We start from the raw sequence: 19,582 nt of genomic DNA, 5'->3' as shown, positions 1-19,582 counted from the left end.
CTCCTTATGATATCTTATTTTTTTTGGTTATGATTAAAGGCACATCTTCACGGTTATTATATTGAATAATTATCTGATATTTTGGAATATTAATTGCACCTATAGTTCCTGCCATCCATTTATTTATGATTAATTCATTGGCTAATGGCGTGTCATCATTTTGTTTTTCAGCTGTTAAGCCAGCCGTTGATAGGTTTAGTGTAAATTCGTCAGGTTCGTCAAGTTTATAGTAGTCGGGCATCGGGCGCCCTAGTATATCGCGGTTACGATCATACCTTTCAAAATAGGCGGCTTTGTCTGTCCAAATAAGATTAAGATTGCCATAGTTTTTGCTGATTGCTATTAACTCTATTTTATTTGACGTAATACGGTACTTAAAGTCGATATATTTTTCAGGTATTGGGTCTGGTTCGGTTTTTAGATTTGGGTAATCATTAATAAATATCCGAATTAGCGCAGTGGCGCTTTCGTTTTGATGGTATTTCGCAAAATTAGGAATATCCAAATAAAAATAGATATGGCGTTGAAACAGATTAGGGGCACCTGGCTCGGATGACGTTCCTGGTGGATGATACAGCGGTTTTAAACGAACAAAGGTTTGGATATTATAGGTCATAACCGCATAGTCATTGAGCGCCAAACCAAAACCACTGTGAGTGTATAATTCGTCTTCGTGGTAAGCTTGATAGCCTAAATAGTCAAATTCTTGTTGTACACCAAAGCAACAGCGATTTAACCAATGTTGAATATCAGTAAAATTGTCGTATTTTTTGCTAAATAGAATCATTAATTTACTTGCAATCACTAAAGCAATTCCAATGATAAGAGTTATCCAGGATCCCATTACTGCTATTATAGCTCCTGTTCCTAGCATAAATGCTCCTACTAATCGCATTACAAAATATCTTTTGGCTTCCATATTCCTCATATCAAATGAACTTTTTATTTCACCAAAAGCTTCGAGTACGGTAATCGCTGCTGTAGCAACACCAACCGTTTTAGATATCATGGAATTCAATCTGATTTTAGCATCTAAGCTTGCTACATCTTTTCCTGCATTGATGCCTTTAATTAATTGCATATTGAGATGAATATTTTTATATTGACTGGTTAAATCTATGCCAGTCAATATCAGAGAAATTAGTGAATTAACCATTTGTGCTCTTAAATCAAGTTCGCCATTACCTTCTTTAAACTCATCCCACTCTTTAAGCATATCGCTCATATTCATTAGGGTAATGGTGCCTAATATACCACTTACCGCCAAATTCACTTTAAAGGTTTTTTGACCAATTCGTACGTCTTTACTCGCTGTTTTTACTCTAATTTTACTGTCAATTGTGTCTTGTTTCTGTTCCATTTGGTTTATTGCTGTTGTTGCAGCTGAACTTTGCTTTTCAATATCAGCTTTAGCTTTGGCAATGGCTTCATCACTGGTTTTTTCTAATATATCAGCGGTTGTCGCTCTTCCTTTTTCATTAATGTCTATATTTTCTAACAGGTTTTTTTGTTTATAAATTAATTGGAAATACTGTTTGTAGTTCTGTTCTATAAATTGTTTTAAGTTATGCGGACTTAATGTACCATTAGTGCTGTTAATAAAGTCCACAAACACGGTTTTACTGGCTTGATCGGGGAAACATAGTGTAAACTTCACTTTTTTAGTTTTGGTTGTTCCAGTTTTGGTGACCTGTTCATCAATTTCAATACTGTGTAAAAGTTCCAACTCATGCGGGTGATAGATGCCCCTGTTGTAAAATCCACGATGCATTTGCGTAAAAAGATTTTGGATTTTAACAATATTTTCAGGTCTAATCTGTACGTTAATCTCAACCGGTAGCGCTCCGAGTTTAGCTAGTTCGTCAAAAGCGTTTAATCGCATCCACTGAGATTCGATCGGTTTGCGTTTGATATCTTTTGCTAGTATTGCTTGTTTTTTCAATGCGGTACGATTGAGTAAACTTTCGCCTGACTCAGCCATGAAAGTTGACGATGAGTTTGGATCGGCTATATTGGCTAACTCTTTATTGATCGCTTCGAGATTCCTCTTTAAATCAATAAGTTTTTTTTCATAAACCTGTTTTTGGCGCCTAAGTTCATTTTGCGCTATAGGATCACTAACTGGAATTTGTTTTTTTTGTTGAGCAAGTTCGTCTATTTTCTGTTTGTTTCGTTCTATTCTAATTTCAAGCTCAGCTTTGTTTTTTTCTAATATTTTGATTTTTTGATTGGTGTCTGTTTCAATTTTATGTTTTACCGAGGCATTATAAACCGTCCCCAAAAAGTTGGTTGCATTCGATACCACATCTTTAGGTGTTAACAATTGGTTGTTTTCTAAATCGACGTAAACAGTCTCATCACGATTGATACCTTTAACGTTGTTATATTCACTGATATAGTAAATGCTTTCAGAATTACTAAGTAGTTCGTCCCATAATGCGCTATCTTCATCCAATTTTATTTCGGAATGGGTGGTATCGAGTAACATATTTGTCACTTGCGATTGATAGACTACCTGCGTTTCTTGACTGCTAAAATCAAATTCACGTTGCCAAAAATGGTTGGTATTGACACTAAGCGGTTTTGTTTCAGTAAATGTTGAGGTAAAGCCGTCTTTGCCAAATAACCAACGTGCATACGTAAAATAGTCTATTGACCACTCTTTATGGTAGTTAACTACTTCTTTATATGCTTCTTCTAATTTAATAGTGAATTTTTCAATTTTACCTTGATCGATGCATTCATCAAAATCCTTAAGCTTTTCCCTTTTTTCTTCACCTAAACGGCTTACACGAGTGAGCATTCTTGTCGATTCGGGAATGCCATTATAGCCTACAGTGTCCAGACCCGAATTTTTAAAATTTTCAATCCTTCTTAATTCTCTTGCCATTTCTTGATTATAAGCGGATATGATAGAAGATCGGTATTGTTCAATTAATTGCAATATTATGCGTTTTTTGAACATAACCGGTTTATAATAATTAAATTGTCGCTGTAAATCAGGATTAATGGTTTTGAACATGTTTTTTGCGCGTTGCTCGTAAATTTCGGTTGCGTGTTCTAAGCTTTCAAAACTATCAATTTGCTGTTCTGCTAACGATATTTCGTTTTGTGTTAAAGGCGTTTCATTAAATATATGCAGATGCACAATGCGCTGTGTGTTAAGTTCTTCGGCAATGCCAAAGGTGTCTTCTAATACCACTCCACACGATATTGCTTTTCCCTTTGCGTATAAGTTGCTCACATGCGTTGCAAATTGTTGTTTTTGCTGTTTAAAACTGTTAAAGGGATGCGCCGATTCAAAGAAAGGTAATTTATTATCATCAAAACGAAACTCTAATACTTTGCTGGGGGTTTTAGTATTATTTACCTGACCAAAGATATCGGTAAACGGGACAGCCCGGTTACCGGTTGCTTCTGCCGGTGACTGAGCTAAATTAGTAATATCTATTTTGGTAAAACGGGATAACACTTGATTGTCTTGCTCTTTTAGATAATCTTCAACGGCTGTTTTACTCCAAGGTTGCGCACTGTATGCTACCCATGCTTGAGTATAGTCTTGTTGTAGATGAATAAATGCTGCCGGAATAGTGTGACAGTAGTTTTTACAGGCTTTTGATATCGGTCTTGGTTCGGTATAAGTAAGTTGGTGATGGCTTCTTAATCTTAACGCCCCTTCAACACATTCATAGGTTTGCATCATTCGACTATTTATATCTTCGCCTTGTTGTTGCATCACATAGATGTAACCGTTTCGCAAAGTCCGTAAAATATAACCGTATTCGATCAGTTCTTCATCGGGCATACGTGATTTAAAATTTAAATTTTTTGTATAATTTGCCAATTCTTGATAATCGGGATTCGCCTCATCCGTTTTAAGACCTTTCATTTTTATCACCGCCTGACGCAATAAAAATACCGGTATTCCTCTTCGACCACACGCAAGGCAATTACCACTGGCTTCGTTTTTATTTTCTATGGCGATGTTTTCTGTTTTATTCATCTTATACTCTTTAATTCTTTATTTTTTCTTTATTCTGTTAATAAATGGATTTGGCTTTCAAGGTTAATCTTGGCGTCAATGACATGTTTAGAAAATGTACCGGGCGCCAGTTGGGCTTTAGGTATTTGTTTCAGTACTTCTGGATGTGTAGTAAACATATAGTGATACCTTAATCCATTTAGTCCCCAAAAAAGGATATCGGCAGCATCGGTTAAGCCTAATCTGTCAGCTTGTTCAATCAATTGCGTTGCCTGTATAATTACCTGCTTTTCAAGTGGCACATTTTTTTGTTCTTCAAATTGTGTGCGGTTATTTGCCCATGCATTAACAAGCGTGCGAATGACCCTTAATTTTTTTAAACGCTCACAGTATTCCGTACTCCAACCGTGTTCTATTGTTGATTCGTGATCGCTTATATAAGGAATAAATTCGCCATTGTGTATTGACGGATAATAATAGTTTTCAAATTGTGAAAATTGCGCTTTGAGCCATGCGTTGTCTTGGTTTGAACCAAGTTCATGTAAAAACTGCATCCGGAAAGGTTCAAAAAAGGGATAATAATGTCGTCGCAATGTTTTAGCGATGTGATTTCCAATATTAATAATCTGTTTTGCCAATATTGACGGTTTAAGGTCAGTGACAATAAATGCACAGATATATCGTTTTGACCAAAAACATTCAACCGAGGCTTGCATTGTGATTTTATCAATGACTGCTTGTTCTAAAAATTGATAAGGTTCAGCAAGCATAACTAATGTCGGGCATACGCTTGGATCATAATCTAGATCAGTACGTAAAACCGTAGTAAGTTTTTTTTCGCCAAATAATTTATCTTCACCATATAAACTCTGTAATCCTCTACGTGATAATGGACTGACCGAATTTAGAGCGACTAAATTATCAATTAAAAGATAACGATATTTATTAAAACTGGCTCTTTTATTTAATTCTTTAAGCATATTTAATCCATTTCGGAACAACTTTTAATATCTAAATTACTTGATTTTAGTTTAATAGTTCTGGTTTCGGTTGCTGGTGACATTTTTTGCATCGCATTGCTTTTAAGATAGATATTATCTTGGGTGCCTAACTCAATCCCAGCTTCGCTTATTTTGATATACGAACCACCACAAATAAGCTTGAGTGTTTTTGCGGCAGAAAAGTCGACATGACTGTTAGCACTATCAATTTGAATGTTTTGTTTTGCCGCTAACGCTATTTGGTCTGTTTGAGCTTGCACATCGATATCACCCTGATTAGTAATAACTTTCATCCCCGATTTTTGTGCCATTAAACTAATCGCTTCGGAGGTAGTTAAGGTAATATTTTTCAACGCCGAAATATCCGTCTGTTTTGCCGTTGTCACTGTTACACTATTTTTGGTTGTGAGTTGGATATTTTCCGAACTGGTTAAAGCCATCCCTTCTTGTGCATAAGCGAGAATTCCCGGTTGTGACATATTAGATACTGCGCTTTGTAATTGTTGCTGGGAATCAACATCAGGTACATGACTTTGTGCTTGTTCCGTCGCATTTTGAAGTGCTTTAGCTATCGATAACGCATTTTCCAGTTCAGAAATTGCCCCTTGCATGTCTAGCTGTTTGCCTTGCGCTTTGGGTTTTGTTTGACTGGTCAGATACAATCCACGGTTTGCTGCAATCGCTCCCCACATATCGGTACGAAGTTCAAATCCTTCCCCTCGTTGCTCTTTATTACTGTTGACAAGATGTCCGATATTTAATTGTGTTTTGCCATATTCGGTTGCGAGTTTGATATGCTCCTGACCTCGTTTGTCATCCATTCGCAATTTGTTGTTAGTGGGTGTGCGAATCACATTACGATGTTTATTAAGATTTGTAACAAGATCAGGATGCGCGCTATCATGAAATGCAAATGCAATATAAGGGCGATTTGGATTTTGATCTGTAAAGGCAATAGCCACTTCAGTACCATCAATTAACGGAAAATGAAAACCATATTGACTTCCAGCATAAGGTCTGGCAAATCTGACCCATAAACTTTCTTGACCACTACGCCAGTTTGCTAAATCAAAGTTGAATTTGACCCGATAACGCCCATGCTCATCGATATAGCCATAAGTATCATTATCTGGACTTGTAATTCGGGCTGGCAAGGTATTTCCAATTTTGGGCATAGGTAATGGACGTGGTCGATAGGGTTTTAAAACATCAAACGCAATAGCGGTAAACTCTATTTCGTAAGCGTTGCTCCGATCACCATTACCTGTAATCGCTAAGATAATTATCCCATCATCGATGCCATCGATTTGGCTGTTTATAATAAACCATCGTTGACCGGGTGCTAGATTATAATTATTGCATTTACCCTGAATAATACGTTGATGCGATATGTTATGCTGATGACGAATAGTAGCAAACCATTGCCCGCTTTCAATTTCATTGCTGTCTGTATTTTCTGATAGATGTTTATAGTTTTCACCGTAATGGTACTCAGTGCCATAAGTGGTAGTTTCAGTTAATGCCGTATTGACTTGCGAAAACATGTCTTGTTTTGCATTACGATAGTTATAGTCATTAACCATAACATTTTGATTAACCATTTTACTTTGTTGTGTGAGCGCCCATACACTGAAATTACCACCATCGCCCATTCCGCTTGGTTTTTGATGAATAATTGAGCCATATTCTTTAAAATGTTGGTCTTGATCGCTGAATACGACAACATCACAATTATGTTCTGGATGCGTTTCAAAGTAAAAACTAATTCCAACATCCGATAATAATCTTTGAATAAAAGCCAAATCACTTTCTTGCCATTGAGTAATCAGTTCTCGAGCAGGATAGCTTTCACTTAAATCAAGTCGATAATCAATACCATTTAAACCGTGTTGTCTTAATAGATGTTCAACGACACTTATTACACTTTGATTTTGATAAATTGCACTACCTCGACTATTGTTAAGTAGCGCAAGCCTTGGTTCCAACACAACTTGGTAATGTGCCTCTTCTTGGTTTATTGATATTAAACTAAAGGCAGTTATGACACCAAAAACTTGCTTTGTAATAGATGATGAATCAAATATCATATCCATTAGTTTTTCTGTTTCTGGCAAAAAAGAGAATGAAGCAGATTTATTTAAAATACTGTCAACGGATAAAGCTCGATTGGGACTTGTGAAAGTGATGGTATAGCGCCAAGGCTGATTTAACTGTTCATCAATGACGACCGAAAAAACCGATATCGTATCGGTCGTGTCAAGTTCATCAAGTTTGAGTAAGTAACGATTATGAGACACCGTACTGGTTAGAGCATCAAGCCCTGCTGAAACTATATCCGTTAATGACATCTGCTTTCCTTATTAATTCTACAACCTAAATAGCACTTATTTACCACCATAAATTATTATAATAATTCTAATAGTGTTAAAAAATCTGGATAAATAAAAAACAAAATAGTATTAAAATAACTTTTTTAATTTAATTAATCAATAAATACATAACTTTGAGTAAAAACTTTTTTATTTTGTAAAGATTGATTTTCGTTTAAAATTTTTTTATTTAGGCAATTTTATTTAATTATCGCAAAATAATCAATATTAATCATTATATTACACAGATTATTACCTATCTAATACTTTGTGTTTAATTTTACTTTTTTATTAACATTAATCTTGTTTATAAACAACTGCAAAATATTAAATATTGATTATGTATTGCTAAAATCTGCTTGTGTTTGACTATAAAAACATCTAAATTCTTAGTAAGTCGTTTTAAATGCTATTTACCCATCATTACCATTAATTTTGCAATTATGTATGATTCATTTTTAAAGGGGATGTGATATGCCATACAAAACACGCAATGATTTACCTGAATCCGTACGTCATGTACTGCCAGAACATGCTCAAGATATATTTAAAGAGGCATTTAATAGTGCGATTAAGGAATACCAAGATCCGAAAAAACGCCGAGACAATAGTCCGCCTGAGCAAGTTGCCTTTCGTGTTGCTTGGTCGGCAGTTGAAAAACTTTATCATAAAGATGAAAACGGCAAATGGGTTGCTAAATAATATTATCAATATGATTTGAGTATTAGAACAATACAAAAGCCAACTATGATAGTTGGCTTATTCATATGTTCAATCTAGTGTGATATTTCGTCAAATCTGAAGCTCTTACTCAGTCAAATTGACTCTTTTATGGTTAATACCGATTTCTATTGTGATGATCAATATATAGTGTGAATTTCTTTTAGCGTTGTGGTTGATATCTAGCAACTATAATTGATTTATTTTCCTCATGCTTTATCTTCTCCTTTCTTGTATTTGCTGTTTTGCTAAACCTGCCATATTGCGCTGATATTTTCCTTATCAATACGGAAAATGTTGGTTAGTAATTCTTTATTTTTCCTTTTATACTAAATTTGAATCGTCAACAAACATAGGTGCTTGATTATGAATAATAAAGGTTTACCAAAAGATTTTTTATGGGGAGGAGCGGTTGCTGCTCATCAGTTAGAAGGGGCTTGGCAAGCGGGTGGAAAAGGAATAAGTGTTGCCGATGTCATGACCGTTGGTTCGCCAAAAAGTTATCGTAAAATTACCGAAGGAATTATTGAAGGTGAGTATTATCCTAATCATGAAGCCATCGACTTTTATCATCATTATAAAGAAGACATTAAACTCTTTGCTGAAATGGGCTTTAAATGTTTTAGAACGTCAATTGCTTGGACACGGATCTTTCCTAAAGGTGATGAACTTGCGCCAAATGAAGAAGGCTTGAAGTTTTATGATGATCTTTTCGATGAATGTTTAAAATATAATATTGAGCCAGTTGTTACCCTTTCACATTTTGAATTGCCTTATTATTTAGTCACCGAATACGGTGGATTTCGTAATCGAAAATTAATCGATTTTTTCGTTCGTTTTGCCGAAGTGTGTTTTGATCGTTATAAAGATAAAGTCAAATATTGGATGACGTTTAATGAAATTAATAATCAAGCCAACTTTGATGAGGATTTTGCGCCATTTACCAATTCAGGTATTTATTATCAAGCAGGCGATAACCGTGAAGAAATTATGTATCAAGCGGCTCATTATGAGTTAGTTGCCAGTGCTAAAGCCGTGCAAATTGGTCATGCAATCAATCCCGATTTTCAAATCGGTTGTATGATTGCTTTTGTACCTATCTACCCCGAAACCTGTAAGCCGAGTGATATATTAATGGCGCAAAAAGTCATGGAACGTAAATACTTTTTTACCGATGTGCATGTCCATGGTCAATATCCAAATCATATTATCAAATATTGGCAGCATAAAGGCTTTAAGTTAGATGTAACCAGCCAAGACTTAGAGGTACTGGCAAACGGCACCGTCGATTATATTGGTTTTAGTTATTATATGTCCAATGCGATCAGACATAAAGCAGGCAACGATCGTTATGAATTTAATGAAAAAACCGATTTGATCGGTAATCAATACGTCAAAAAATCGGATTGGGGTTGGCAAATCGATCCTGAAGGATTGCGATACGCATTAAATTGGTTTACGGATATGTATCATTTGCCGTTATTTATCGTGGAAAATGGTTTTGGTGCTTATGACAAAGTCGAGGCTAATGGTGCAGTACATGATCATTATCGTATTGAATATTTGCGTGAACACATCAAGCAAATGAAGTTGGCTGTTTTGCAAGATGGTGTTGACTTAATGGGCTATACCCCTTGGGGCTGTATCGATTTAGTTTCAGCAGGCACGGGCGAAATGGAAAAACGTTATGGTTTTATTTATGTCGATAAGGACAACAAAGGCAATGGCACGTTAAAACGTAGTCGCAAAGATTCATTTGCATGGTATAAAAAAGTGATTGAGTCAAATGGTGAAATTTTATAAGAATTTTGATTTATAACCCATTTTATGGATAACAACTTTTTAGGAGAAGCTATGAAAAAAGCGTTAATTATTTGTGCTGCGGGTATGTCTTCATCGTTAATGGCAAAAAAAGCAACCGAACATTTTACCAATAAAAATAAGGCGATTTCAGTTGATGCTGTTTCAGCAACCGAAGGCAGTAATATGATTAAAAATAGTGATTTTTCCCTGTTTTTAATTAGTCCACAAACGATGATGATGTTAGATAAATTCAAAAAATTGGGCGATGAAATCGGTAAGCCTGTTGTCAGTATTCCTTTTCAAGCTTATATCCCTACCCCTTCGGGGATTGAACAATTAGCGAAATTGATTGAGGAAAATATCCAATAATTTTAGATCATTGCTGTTTTCAGTATTGGGCGCCGTTTTTTGACCGTTTTAGGGTCGGCGCCCGGCGATGTTGCTTAGGGTGTGTCTGATTAGCCAACTAAAGCAACCACACTATTCTTTATCTTTTTAGCTGTTATAGGTGTGGATGATAATGATTAAAAATAAACAACGCGATCTTATTAGCCTATTAGTCGGCTCAAAAAATCAGTTTAAAAGCAGTGCGTTGCTAGCAACTGAGTTATCATTATCCGATAGAACTGTTCGTACTTATCTTAACGATTTAAAAGCATTGATTGAATGTAATGGCGCCAAAATTGTAAGTAAACAAGGCTATGGTTATCAATTGCAAATCTTGGATAGAACGGCGTTTAATTCGTTTTTGATTGAACATCATTTATTAGATCGGCATGAAGAACAAGCCAATATACGGGAAGTCTGTCACCGCAAACACTACATTCTTAATCTGCTATTACTGGAATGTCAAAAAATCGATATTGAAGCATTATCCGAACAGTTATTTATTAGTTCATCACAACTCAATAAAGATATGCTGGAAATAAAAAATCAGCTTCAACCCTTCGAACTGACTTTAAAGAAAAATAAACAGTTGTTTTATGTGGACGGTGCAGAAAAAGCCAAACGTCATTTTATTATGAGCTATTTTTTTCACGAGGAATCCATGAACTTTTTGCAGCGTTTAACTTATTTAAATAAGTTTAGTGATGCAATCAGTTTTGACACGTTAACCATTATTATTTTAGATGAGTGTCGTGAAGCAAACATAAAATTGTCCGATGTGATGATGCAAAATATTGTGTTGCATCTTTCTTTAAGCATTAAACGTTTACAATCGGGTCTGACCATTCAAAATCTGGATATGCCAGAAACAACTAAAAGTTCATTGGAATTTCACGTTGCGAAAAAAATAATTGATCGCATTGAGACAGTAATTGGTTTTGCTTTTCCGAAAGAAGAACAGATGTATTTAACCTTGCATTTGATGAGTAAATCTAACTTTATCCAACAAGATTTAGATGCGCAACTCAGCTTAATGTTAACCGATTTATTACTTAAGATTCAGCTTGAAACAGGCTATCAATTTTTGAAAGATGAGCAATTAAAAAATGGCTTGGTTCAACATTTAAAACCGATGTTAGTAAGGTTAGCGCAAAATATCAAACTTGAAAATCCATTACTGAATGAGATCAAAACCTGCTCGCCCGAATTATTTGACTTAGTTAAGCACTATTTTAAACAACTCCCTAATTTAACTAAGTTAACTGTTTCTGATGATGAATGGGGTTATTTAGCCCTGCACTTTTTGGCTTCCGTTGAAAAACTGAAAAATGCGCAAAAAATGAGAGTATTAATTATTTGTGCAACCGGATTGGGTAGCGCTCAGCTTTTAAAAAATCGGGTCGAGTGTGAATTTGATGAGCGTATTAAAATTATTGATACCCGAGGCTATTATGAAATTGAACCCGACATGTTAAACGAAGTGGATTTTATTATCTCTTCAGTCGATCTTTCTGCTAAAGTCTTTAAAATTCCGGTTTTTCATGTTTCTGTTTTTTTTACTGAAGAAGATGTGCAAAAAATTCGGCGTTATCTTTCTTCACGTCATGTCATAACTTCATCCAATCTGAACACGATGTCATCGACTCATATCGTCAATGAAAAAAGTCATTTGTCCTATCTTGAGCAAGTCGTTGAAGAGGTGACTGCTGATTACTTTTATTATTGCCAATGTCCATTAACGAAAGACGATATTTTAGATCTTTTATTGGAGCGTTTAGCGGTCAATGAAGCCTGTTGTTATAAATCAAAGATGATTAAACAAATGGCTAAACGAATGGCGTTGGGGGATATCTTTTTTAGTCCTAACATTGTGGTACCGCATCCTGCTGTTCCTGTCGGAAGATTATCTAAAATGGGGATTGCGCTGATTCCTCATGGTGTCTATTGGGATAAATATCACCCTGATATTCGCTTTATTTTTCTTATTTCACCGTCTGTTTATCAAAATCCTTCTTTAGCAATGATGACAAAAGCAATCGTTAATTTGATTGATGATTCAGCGATGCAAAACCAGTTATTACAATGCCAAACTTTTTCCGAATTTAAATCACTGTTTATTAAACTTATAGAAAAGGGAGCGTAACAATGATTTCAAAAATGAGCTCAGAAGATATTCAACTAGTCGCTTTTAATATTATTTTGCATAGTGGCAATGCCAAAACCAAAATCCATGAAGCCTTTCAGGCAATGCGAACAGCCAAGTTTGACCAGGCTAATCAACTTCTTGAAGAGGCTAATCATGAAATTTTAGCAGCCCATCAATCTCAAACCGAATTACTGCAATCTTATGCCAATGGTATGCAAATCGAAATGGAAATTATTATGGTGCATGCTCAAGACCATTTAATGACAACCATGACAATGCGTGAAATTGCAATTGAGATGTCATTTTTATACCAAAGATGTGATCAGCTATCGGCTAACTAAAGAGGTTAAGCAATGATGATAAACGCCCAATTAGATAAGTCTAAAAAATTGAGTTTAACCAATCTTTATTTTAATCGTTTTTTAGCGATTCGTTACTCGACTGCTTTTTTGCTATTTTTGAATCTTTACTGGGCTGTTTTTTTGCTTGGCTCGAAGTCTTACACCGCTATTTTACCTATTACGCTTTTTATTTTGGGTGCATTAACCGCTTTTGAACAAGTAAAGCTTTATCGCAATCATGATAACTTTCTGCCATTTGCTAAGTTATTTTTTCAAATGATGCTTTTAATGTGTGGCGTGTTAGTTATCACCCTTTATACATCTTTATTTCATCTCTTTTTTCCATTTTTAAAAGATTCGCAACCTGTTTTAAATACGATCATGGGGCTACTAATTGGGAGTGGTGTAATGGCTTTTTTAATGCTTAAAAGATTGGCAAAAATTCAACGTAACGAGGATAAACATTTTAAACGAATCCAAGCTTATGAAGAAATTATTAATTAGATGAGGAAAACAAAATGAATACCGGATTTGTGTTTTTACAAAAGTATTTAATGACACCAATGGCAAAAATATCACAATTTAAAATTGTGCGCGCGGTAATGGCTGCCGGTATGGCATCAGTACCTTTTTCAATTGTTGGCTCTATGTTTTTAGTTTTTAATACCTTGCCAATGACATTCACGGGTTTAGAAGGTTTTTTTGAAAATACGTTTTTTCGGGTCAGTGATCTGTATATGATTGCCAATACCGCTACAATCGGTATTTTAGCGCTCTATTTTAATTTTGTTGTGGGCTATGAATTAACAAAAATTGAAGCTGAAGAGACAGGCTTAAAAGTAAATGCCCTTAACGGTGCAATGTTATCGGCTTTTGCATTTTTTATGACTTTACCGGAATTAGTCATGCAAAATGGAGTGATTACATTACTCAGTGATCAAAGTAACCTTGTGTTTAATGGTCTACGTTTAACGCCTTTCGTGTTTCGCTTAGGCACATCGGGGATCTTTATTGCTATTGTCATGGCAATAGTCGCCACGCATCTTTATTTTTTATGTGTCAGACGAAATTGGGTTGTTAAAATGCCCGAAACCGTACCATTAGGTGTTTCACGCTCCTTTACGGCGTTGATTCCAACGTTTGTTATTGCTTTTTGTATCATTATTTTAAATGGCTTTTTAGTGTTTATGGGGACAGATATCTTTGATATTGTCAGTATTCCGTTTACGTTTGTGACTAACTTAACCAAAAGTTGGTTAGGGATTATGGTTATTCTTTTTTTAATCCATGCATTATGGGTTGTAGGGATTCACGGGGCAAGCATTATTGGGGCGTTTATTACGCCAATTATGTTAGCCAATATGACCGAAAATACCGCAGGTGCACATATTCCATTCGCGGGTGAATTTAATAATTCATTAGTCATTTTAGGTGGCTCAGGTTCGACACTGTTAATGACGTTTTTTATTGCTTTTTTTGCTAAATCAAGCCAGTTAAAAATTTTAGGTCGTGCGTCCGCTGTTCCTGCCATATTTAATATTAATGAGCCGATTATTTTTGGTATGCCCATTGTTTATAATCCCTATTTAGCTTTACCTTTCTTTTTAGCGCCAATGGCATGTGGAACGTTAGGATACTTTGCTATTAGTTCGGGTATTATGAATCCCATTATTGCTTTAGTTCCTTGGCCGTCACCAATGGGATTAGGCGCCTTTATCGGGACAGGTGGAGATTATAAGGCGGCCATTGTTGCGATACTGTCTGCTATTTTAGCGCTATTTATCTATCTTCCGTTTGTTAAACTTTATGACAATAAATTATTTAAAGAAGAACAAGGCAAACCTGTTGATGATGTTCAAGAAGTTGGCGAAGCCCATTAAAAATAAACAAGTATAACCGTTTTATCAATTTATAAGTGTTAATTTAAGTCACGATTAATCATTCATTAATCGTGATTTTTTTTGATGAGGTTTTGCAAACTAAAAATTGTGTTGAATTATCAATACGTCCATTAACAATCACTGAACATAATTTACTCAATGTATAAATCTTCTATGCTATATTCATCTATTCCTCCTCTTCAATTTTTGACTCGCTTTTCACATTAATAATAACGATGCCTAGCGACAAAAGTGGGGGAAGTTATCATGTATTTAGCAGGAGGTGTTGTATGTCCTATTTGAAAAATCTGTTCATTAAGTATTTCTGTTTTACTTTGTGTTTATTGGTCTATCAGCAAGTGCTTGCTGTTGAGACTCATCAACAAACATTTAAAGCAGGCGCCGTTGCTTCACCGGATAATTATGGCGCTATGGCAGCAAAGGAAATACTTGAAAAAGGCGGAAATGCAGCCGATGCCGCCGTGGCTACTGCATTTACCCTTGCCGTGACCTATCCTGAGGCTGGCAATATTGGCGGTGGTGGATTTATGACACTTTGGATGGATGGAAAACCTTATTTTATCGATTATCGTGAAGTTGCCCCCCATAATGCCTATAAAACCATGTTTTTAGATAGTAATAATGAAGTGATCCCTGGTTTAAGTCTTTATTCTCATCAAGCTTCTGGTGTACCGGGTACGGTTGCCGGTATGTGGGCTGTTCATCAACGCTTTGGTCAATTAACCTGGCAAGAAGTGATGGCACCAGCAATCCGCCTTGCTAATGATGGTTTTATTGTCCCACCACAACTTATTGAACGTTATCAAGAAGCGGCTGTGTCTGCGCCAAACAATGGTCATTTCAAGCAATATTTTGGTAGTATGAAAGCCAATAAACTATTTCAACAACCTGAATTGGGTCATGTTTTAAATAAAATTGCTCAATATGGACGTGATGGTTTTTATAAAGGTGAAATAGCCAAACTGATTGCCAATCAAATGGCAGATAATAACGGTTTAATTACTGAAACTGACTTAGCAAATTATCAGATTAAATGGCGTGATCCTTTGATTGCCAATTGGCATGATATGCAAATCATAACCGCTCCTCCACCAAGTTCAGGTGGTATTGGATTAATCCAACTATTATTAATGAAGCAAACATTAGCAGACAAGTTTAAAGATGTGAAACCCAATTCTGCGCAATATATCCATTTATTAGCTGAAATTGAAAAACGTGTTTTTGCTGATCGCGCTGAATATATGGGCGATCCTGATTTTGTCAGTGTCCCCGTTGCAAAACTTATCGATCAACAATATTTAGTTGAACGAGCCAAACAAGTTAATCCTATTGTGATTTCGAATACTGAGCAAGTGAAACCTGGTTTAGATTGGGAACATGAAAAGTTACAAACTACGCATTTTTCAATTGTTGATAAGTGGGGCAATGCAGTATCAAATACTTATACCTTAAATGGTTGGTTCGGTTCGGCTATTGTTGTTAAGGGTACAGGTATTTTACTCAATAATGAAATGGATGATTTTAGTAGCAAGTCTGGTATTGCCAATCAATTTGGTGTGGTCGGTAATGATGCAAATGCCATCGAACCCAATAAACGCCCATTGTCATCCATGTCTCCAACTCTATTTATCAAAAATAATAATGTAGAAATGGTGATAGGCACCCCTGGTGGTTCGCGCATCTTTACCTCTATTTTTCAAGTTGTGGCTAATGTTTTTGATAATCATATGTCATTAAAAGATGCAGTCGATACAGTACGTTATCATCATCAATTATTGCCCGATAATGTGATTTATGTTGAACGTTTTCAAAAAACAGTACCGAAAGCGTTTAAAAAAGAGTTAGAAAACATGGGATATCGCTTTGTGCAACAAGATTTTAGCGGTGATATTCAAGTAATTAAAATTCACGATAATAAACCCGAAGCAGTGTCAGATATTCGTGGTAGAGGTCAATCGATTATCGTTAACTAAATGATAGATTGAACATCAAAGTAATGTTGACAATAAATGAGTTGGTTCAATTTTGCTATTAAATGATTAGAATTGTATTTCGATTTTATCAAGATTATCATTGAATTAAGTCAATAAAAAGCCCGTCTAATTGACAGGCTTTTTATCGCGATTTAAAGATAATTATTCTGCAATAATTTCAACAATAACTTTAGCAAAAGCTTCGCTGTGTACTTGGAATAACACTTCAAATTCACCTGTGTTACGTAATACACCATTTGGTAAGCGAACTTCGCTTTTTGATACGTTAATACCACGAGCTTTAACCGCATCAGCGATATCACGTGTACCAATAGAACCAAATAAACGACCTTCATCACCAGCTTTAGAAGTAATAGTCACTTTACCAAGTGCATTAATTTCAGCAACGCGTTGTTCAGCCGCTTTTAATGTCTCAGCAAGTTTTGCTTCTAATTCAGCACGACGCGCTTCAAAGAATTCGATATTCTTTTTAGTCGCAGGTACTGCTTTACCTTGTGGAATCAAAAAGTTACGCGCATAACCCGCTTTAACATTAACTTGATCACCTAAGCTGCCTAAATTAGCAACTTTATCGAGTAGAATAATTTGCATTATATGTTCCCTCTGTTGCTAATTACTGATGGTTGTCAGTATATGGTAATAATGCCAAGTAACGAGCGCGTTTGATAGCGCGAGCTAATTGACGTTGATATTTTGCGCTAGTACCAGTAATACGACTTGGTACGATTTTACCACTTTCTGTGATATAGCTTTTTAATAAAGAAACATCTTTATAATCAATTTCTTTAACGCCTTCTGCAGTAAAACGGCAGAATTTGCGACGACGGAAATAACGTGCCATTTGGCTATTCTCCTAATAGTTTAATTTGGTCAGCATGTAACACAAGTTGACTTGTTTGATTACGTTTAGTGTGTGTACTAATAAAGCCACTCACTAATACTTTGCTGCCTTTTTTTATGTAACTTAACTCTTGTTGTCCGCTGGCAATAACGGGCATTACGCACCATGCTTGCCTTGTGAGTTCTGCTTCAATTTGTTCAGAAACATGTTCTAAATAAAATTGGCAGTGTGACACTCCACTTGGACTGATCTTTCTTATCGGGGTCTTGGTAACAATACCCGATAACACCAAACGATTATTCTTCGGAATCATCGTCCATGTTTACTTCGCTAAAATCTTCTTCAGCGTTACGACGCTCATCTTTAGCTTTTAACATTGGTGAAGTTTCAGTTACAGCATGTTTAGTACGCATAATTAAACTGCGAATGACTGCATCATTGAAACGGAAGTTATCTTCAAGCTCGTTAACAGCTTCTTGAGTCGCTTCAACATTCATTAACACATAATGTGCTTTGTGCAGTTTTTCGATAGGATAGGCTAATTGACGACGACCCCAATCTTCTAAACGATGAATTTTTCCACCGTCAGTCGTTAATGTACCAGTATAACGTTCGATCATACCCGGTACTTGTTCACTTTGATCTGGGTGAACCATAAAAACAATTTCGTAATGACGCATTATCGCTCCCTACGGATTAATCAGCTTTCTGTCGGGGCAACCGCAACCCATTGAAAGCAAGGAACATGAAAATTTGGCGGTTGAAATCGACGGGGCATTATATATCAACTGACCATAATTGACAAATGAATATGTTAAGTTTAATAAATTTTTGTATCGGGCTAATACTGATGATAATTGTTTGATATCAATAAATTTAAGGAATATTTCATGCAAATTCTTTAATGATTCTTGATAAGTCTAATCATATTTTCATTCTTGGCTATCTTTACCCATTAAAAATGGTCACCCTTTGGTGACCTGAATATAGCAAAACATTTATATTTGTCTTTAGGTTGTAATCTTATTTTGCCGCTTTTACGGCTAAGCCTAACTGCCATACCGCCATGGCATAATAGCTACTGTGATTATAACGCGTAATGACATAAAAATTAGGTAATCCATACCAGTATTGATAACGATCGCCCATATCAAGCCGTAATAAGCTAACTTGTTTATTGCCATCTAATGTGCTTTCTGGTTTCAATCCTGCATTGGCCAATCTTTCGATCGAATATTTGGTACTAAACCCTGTTTCAAGCGATAATGCTTCCCCATCCGCTTTTACAGCCACTTTTTTTCCTTTTTGCCAACCATAGGCTTTAAAATAGTTAGCAACACTACCAATCGCGTCTACAGGATCCCACAAATCGATATGACCGTCATGGTTAAAATCCACCGCATGATTTCTAAATGCTGATGGCATGAATTGACCATACCCCATTGCCCCAGCAAATGATCCTGTCAAATCAAACGGATCTACGCCTTCATCTCGACACATGATTAAGTAGTCTTCCAGTTCTTTAGCAAAATAAGCTGAACGTCTTGGATAATAAAAGGCAAGTGTCGAGAGTGCGTCGATAATTTTTGTTTTTCCCATGACTCTGCCCCAGCCTGTTTCAACGCCAATAATTCCAACAATAATTTCAGGTGGGACACCATACTCTTTATAAGCTCGTGCTAACTCTTTTTCATATTTATGCCAGAACTCTACCCCTTTTGGCAGATTACTTGGCGTGATAAATTTATTTTTATAACGCAGCCATGCACCATTAGGGCCAGTCGAAGGCCCTGATTGTGGTGCTTGTTTATCCATTAAGTTTATAACCCAATCGAGTTTGGTGGTTTGTGCTAGTACTTCTCGAAGTTGTTCTCGGTCAAACCGATGTTTATTGACCATTTTATCAATAAACTTTTCCTGCTCAATAGCTAATGGTGCATTATTAACAATAACAAGATCATGCTCTTTTTCGAGATAAACACCACCTTTTACATTTGAATGACCTCGATGTTGTTGCATTGGAGATGTTGTTGACTTATTACTATGACACGCAACAAGCAAACATAACATGCTAAATAAAATCACAATACGTCGCAT

The 19,582-nt window shown here is 35.8% G+C and carries 16 protein-coding genes; 8 read left to right on the top strand and 8 right to left on the bottom strand.

Features of this window, described 5'->3' with window-relative positions:
- Positions 1-4: 4 nt before the first annotated feature.
- From ACKJXD_RS05635 to ACKJXD_RS05625, 3 genes are read right to left on the bottom strand one after another with little or no spacing between them, the layout of a single operon-like run.
- Positions 5-4,003, bottom strand: a complete 3,999-nt coding sequence (locus tag ACKJXD_RS05635; RefSeq protein ID WP_430875768.1) for a toxin VasX — start codon at positions 4,001-4,003, stop codon at positions 5-7.
- Positions 4,004-4,032: 29 nt separating this feature from the next.
- Positions 4,033-4,962, bottom strand: coding sequence for a hypothetical protein (locus tag ACKJXD_RS05630; RefSeq protein WP_430875767.1), 930 nt, complete (start codon positions 4,960-4,962; stop codon positions 4,033-4,035).
- A 2-nt stretch (positions 4,963-4,964) separates the two neighbouring features.
- Positions 4,965-7,331: a type VI secretion system Vgr family protein gene (locus tag ACKJXD_RS05625; protein WP_430875766.1), complete on the bottom strand. Its 2,367-nt coding sequence runs from the start codon at positions 7,329-7,331 to the stop codon at positions 4,965-4,967.
- Between the two features lie 495 nt (positions 7,332-7,826).
- On the opposite strand from ACKJXD_RS05625, the gene ACKJXD_RS05620 reads away from it, so the two are divergent.
- The 8 genes from ACKJXD_RS05620 to ggt all read left to right on the top strand — a co-directional run bounded on the left by ACKJXD_RS05620 (position 7,827) and on the right by ggt (position 16,623).
- Positions 7,827-8,054, top strand: a complete 228-nt coding sequence (locus ACKJXD_RS05620; protein ID WP_220216686.1) for a ChaB family protein — start codon at positions 7,827-7,829, stop codon at positions 8,052-8,054.
- Positions 8,055-8,438: 384 nt separating this feature from the next.
- Positions 8,439-9,875, top strand: a complete 1,437-nt coding sequence (locus ACKJXD_RS05615; protein ID WP_430875765.1) for a 6-phospho-beta-glucosidase — start codon at positions 8,439-8,441, stop codon at positions 9,873-9,875.
- 51 nt (positions 9,876-9,926) lie between these two features.
- Complete coding sequence (locus ACKJXD_RS05610; RefSeq protein WP_430875764.1) at positions 9,927-10,244, top strand: PTS cellobiose transporter subunit IIB; 318 nt, start codon at positions 9,927-9,929, stop codon at positions 10,242-10,244.
- 151 nt (positions 10,245-10,395) lie between these two features.
- Positions 10,396-12,405 carry a BglG family transcription antiterminator gene (locus tag ACKJXD_RS05605; protein ID WP_430875763.1) on the top strand — a complete coding sequence of 670 codons (2,010 nt, stop codon included), beginning with the start codon at positions 10,396-10,398 and terminating at the stop codon, positions 12,403-12,405.
- 2 nt (positions 12,406-12,407) lie between these two features.
- Positions 12,408-12,749, top strand: a complete 342-nt coding sequence (locus tag ACKJXD_RS05600) for a PTS cellobiose transporter subunit IIA (protein ID WP_411603952.1) — start codon at positions 12,408-12,410, stop codon at positions 12,747-12,749.
- A 12-nt stretch (positions 12,750-12,761) separates the two neighbouring features.
- Complete coding sequence (locus ACKJXD_RS05595) at positions 12,762-13,253, top strand: hypothetical protein (protein WP_430875762.1); 492 nt, start codon at positions 12,762-12,764, stop codon at positions 13,251-13,253.
- Between the two features lie 14 nt (positions 13,254-13,267).
- Entirely contained in the window at positions 13,268-14,629 is a 1,362-nt protein-coding gene (gene celB, locus ACKJXD_RS05590) for a PTS cellobiose transporter subunit IIC (RefSeq protein ID WP_220216680.1), read from the top strand.
- Between the two features lie 290 nt (positions 14,630-14,919).
- On the top strand, positions 14,920-16,623 hold the full coding sequence (gene ggt, locus ACKJXD_RS05585; RefSeq protein ID WP_430875761.1) for a gamma-glutamyltransferase: 1,704 nt from the start codon (positions 14,920-14,922) through the stop codon (positions 16,621-16,623).
- 162 nt (positions 16,624-16,785) lie between these two features.
- Here the strand turns inward: ggt and rplI are convergent, their stop codons facing one another.
- The 5 genes from rplI to mltB all read right to left on the bottom strand — a co-directional run bounded on the left by rplI (position 16,786) and on the right by mltB (position 19,582).
- Positions 16,786-17,235: a 50S ribosomal protein L9 gene (gene rplI / locus ACKJXD_RS05580; RefSeq protein WP_220216678.1), complete on the bottom strand. Its 450-nt coding sequence runs from the start codon at positions 17,233-17,235 to the stop codon at positions 16,786-16,788.
- Between the two features lie 22 nt (positions 17,236-17,257).
- A complete protein-coding gene (rpsR, locus tag ACKJXD_RS05575) occupies positions 17,258-17,485 on the bottom strand; it encodes a 30S ribosomal protein S18 (RefSeq protein WP_025314965.1) in 228 nt (75 codons plus the stop codon).
- Positions 17,486-17,489: 4 nt separating this feature from the next.
- The gene (gene priB, locus ACKJXD_RS05570; RefSeq protein WP_363317378.1) at positions 17,490-17,795 is read right to left on the bottom strand and encodes a primosomal replication protein N; all 306 of its coding nucleotides are present in this window, start codon (positions 17,793-17,795) and stop codon (positions 17,490-17,492) included.
- Complete coding sequence (gene rpsF / locus ACKJXD_RS05565) at positions 17,782-18,165, bottom strand: 30S ribosomal protein S6 (RefSeq protein WP_065559156.1); 384 nt, start codon at positions 18,163-18,165, stop codon at positions 17,782-17,784. Before rpsF ends, priB begins: the two co-directional genes overlap by 14 nt.
- 343 nt (positions 18,166-18,508) lie before the next feature.
- On the bottom strand, positions 18,509-19,582 hold the full coding sequence (gene mltB / locus ACKJXD_RS05560) for a lytic murein transglycosylase B (RefSeq protein WP_294827224.1): 1,074 nt from the start codon (positions 19,580-19,582) through the stop codon (positions 18,509-18,511).

Origin of the sequence: Gilliamella sp. G0441, from assembly GCF_050589305.1 — a bacterium.
In the GTDB taxonomy this organism is placed as follows: Bacteria; Pseudomonadota; Gammaproteobacteria; order Enterobacterales; family Orbaceae; genus Gilliamella.
The sequence above is the reverse complement of the archived record's forward strand: the minus strand, read 5'-3'. Positions and strand labels throughout refer to the sequence as shown.

Bases quoted from the DNA above. Each gene is read 5' to 3' on its own strand.
- ACKJXD_RS05630 (WP_430875767.1), bottom strand. From the start codon at position 4,962: ATGCTTAAAGAATTAAATAAAAGAGCCAGTTTTAATAAATATCGTTAT.
- ACKJXD_RS05635 (WP_430875768.1), bottom strand. From the start codon at position 4,003: ATGAATAAAACAGAAAACATCGCCATAGAAAATAAAAACGAAGCCAGT.
- ACKJXD_RS05625 (WP_430875766.1), bottom strand. From the start codon at position 7,331: ATGTCATTAACGGATATAGTTTCAGCAGGGCTTGATGCTCTAACCAGT.
- ACKJXD_RS05595 (WP_430875762.1), top strand. From the start codon at position 12,762: ATGATGATAAACGCCCAATTAGATAAGTCTAAAAAATTGAGTTTAACC.
- rpsR (WP_025314965.1), bottom strand. From the start codon at position 17,485: ATGGCACGTTATTTCCGTCGTCGCAAATTCTGCCGTTTTACTGCAGAA.
- ACKJXD_RS05600 (WP_411603952.1), top strand. From the start codon at position 12,408: ATGATTTCAAAAATGAGCTCAGAAGATATTCAACTAGTCGCTTTTAAT.
- ACKJXD_RS05605 (WP_430875763.1), top strand. From the start codon at position 10,396: ATGATTAAAAATAAACAACGCGATCTTATTAGCCTATTAGTCGGCTCA.
- ggt (WP_430875761.1), top strand. From the start codon at position 14,920: ATGTCCTATTTGAAAAATCTGTTCATTAAGTATTTCTGTTTTACTTTG.
- rplI (WP_220216678.1), bottom strand. From the start codon at position 17,235: ATGCAAATTATTCTACTCGATAAAGTTGCTAATTTAGGCAGCTTAGGT.
- ACKJXD_RS05615 (WP_430875765.1), top strand. From the start codon at position 8,439: ATGAATAATAAAGGTTTACCAAAAGATTTTTTATGGGGAGGAGCGGTT.
- mltB (WP_294827224.1), bottom strand. From the start codon at position 19,582: ATGCGACGTATTGTGATTTTATTTAGCATGTTATGTTTGCTTGTTGCG.
- rpsF (WP_065559156.1), bottom strand. From the start codon at position 18,165: ATGCGTCATTACGAAATTGTTTTTATGGTTCACCCAGATCAAAGTGAA.
- ACKJXD_RS05620 (WP_220216686.1), top strand. From the start codon at position 7,827: ATGCCATACAAAACACGCAATGATTTACCTGAATCCGTACGTCATGTA.
- ACKJXD_RS05610 (WP_430875764.1), top strand. From the start codon at position 9,927: ATGAAAAAAGCGTTAATTATTTGTGCTGCGGGTATGTCTTCATCGTTA.
- celB (WP_220216680.1), top strand. From the start codon at position 13,268: ATGAATACCGGATTTGTGTTTTTACAAAAGTATTTAATGACACCAATG.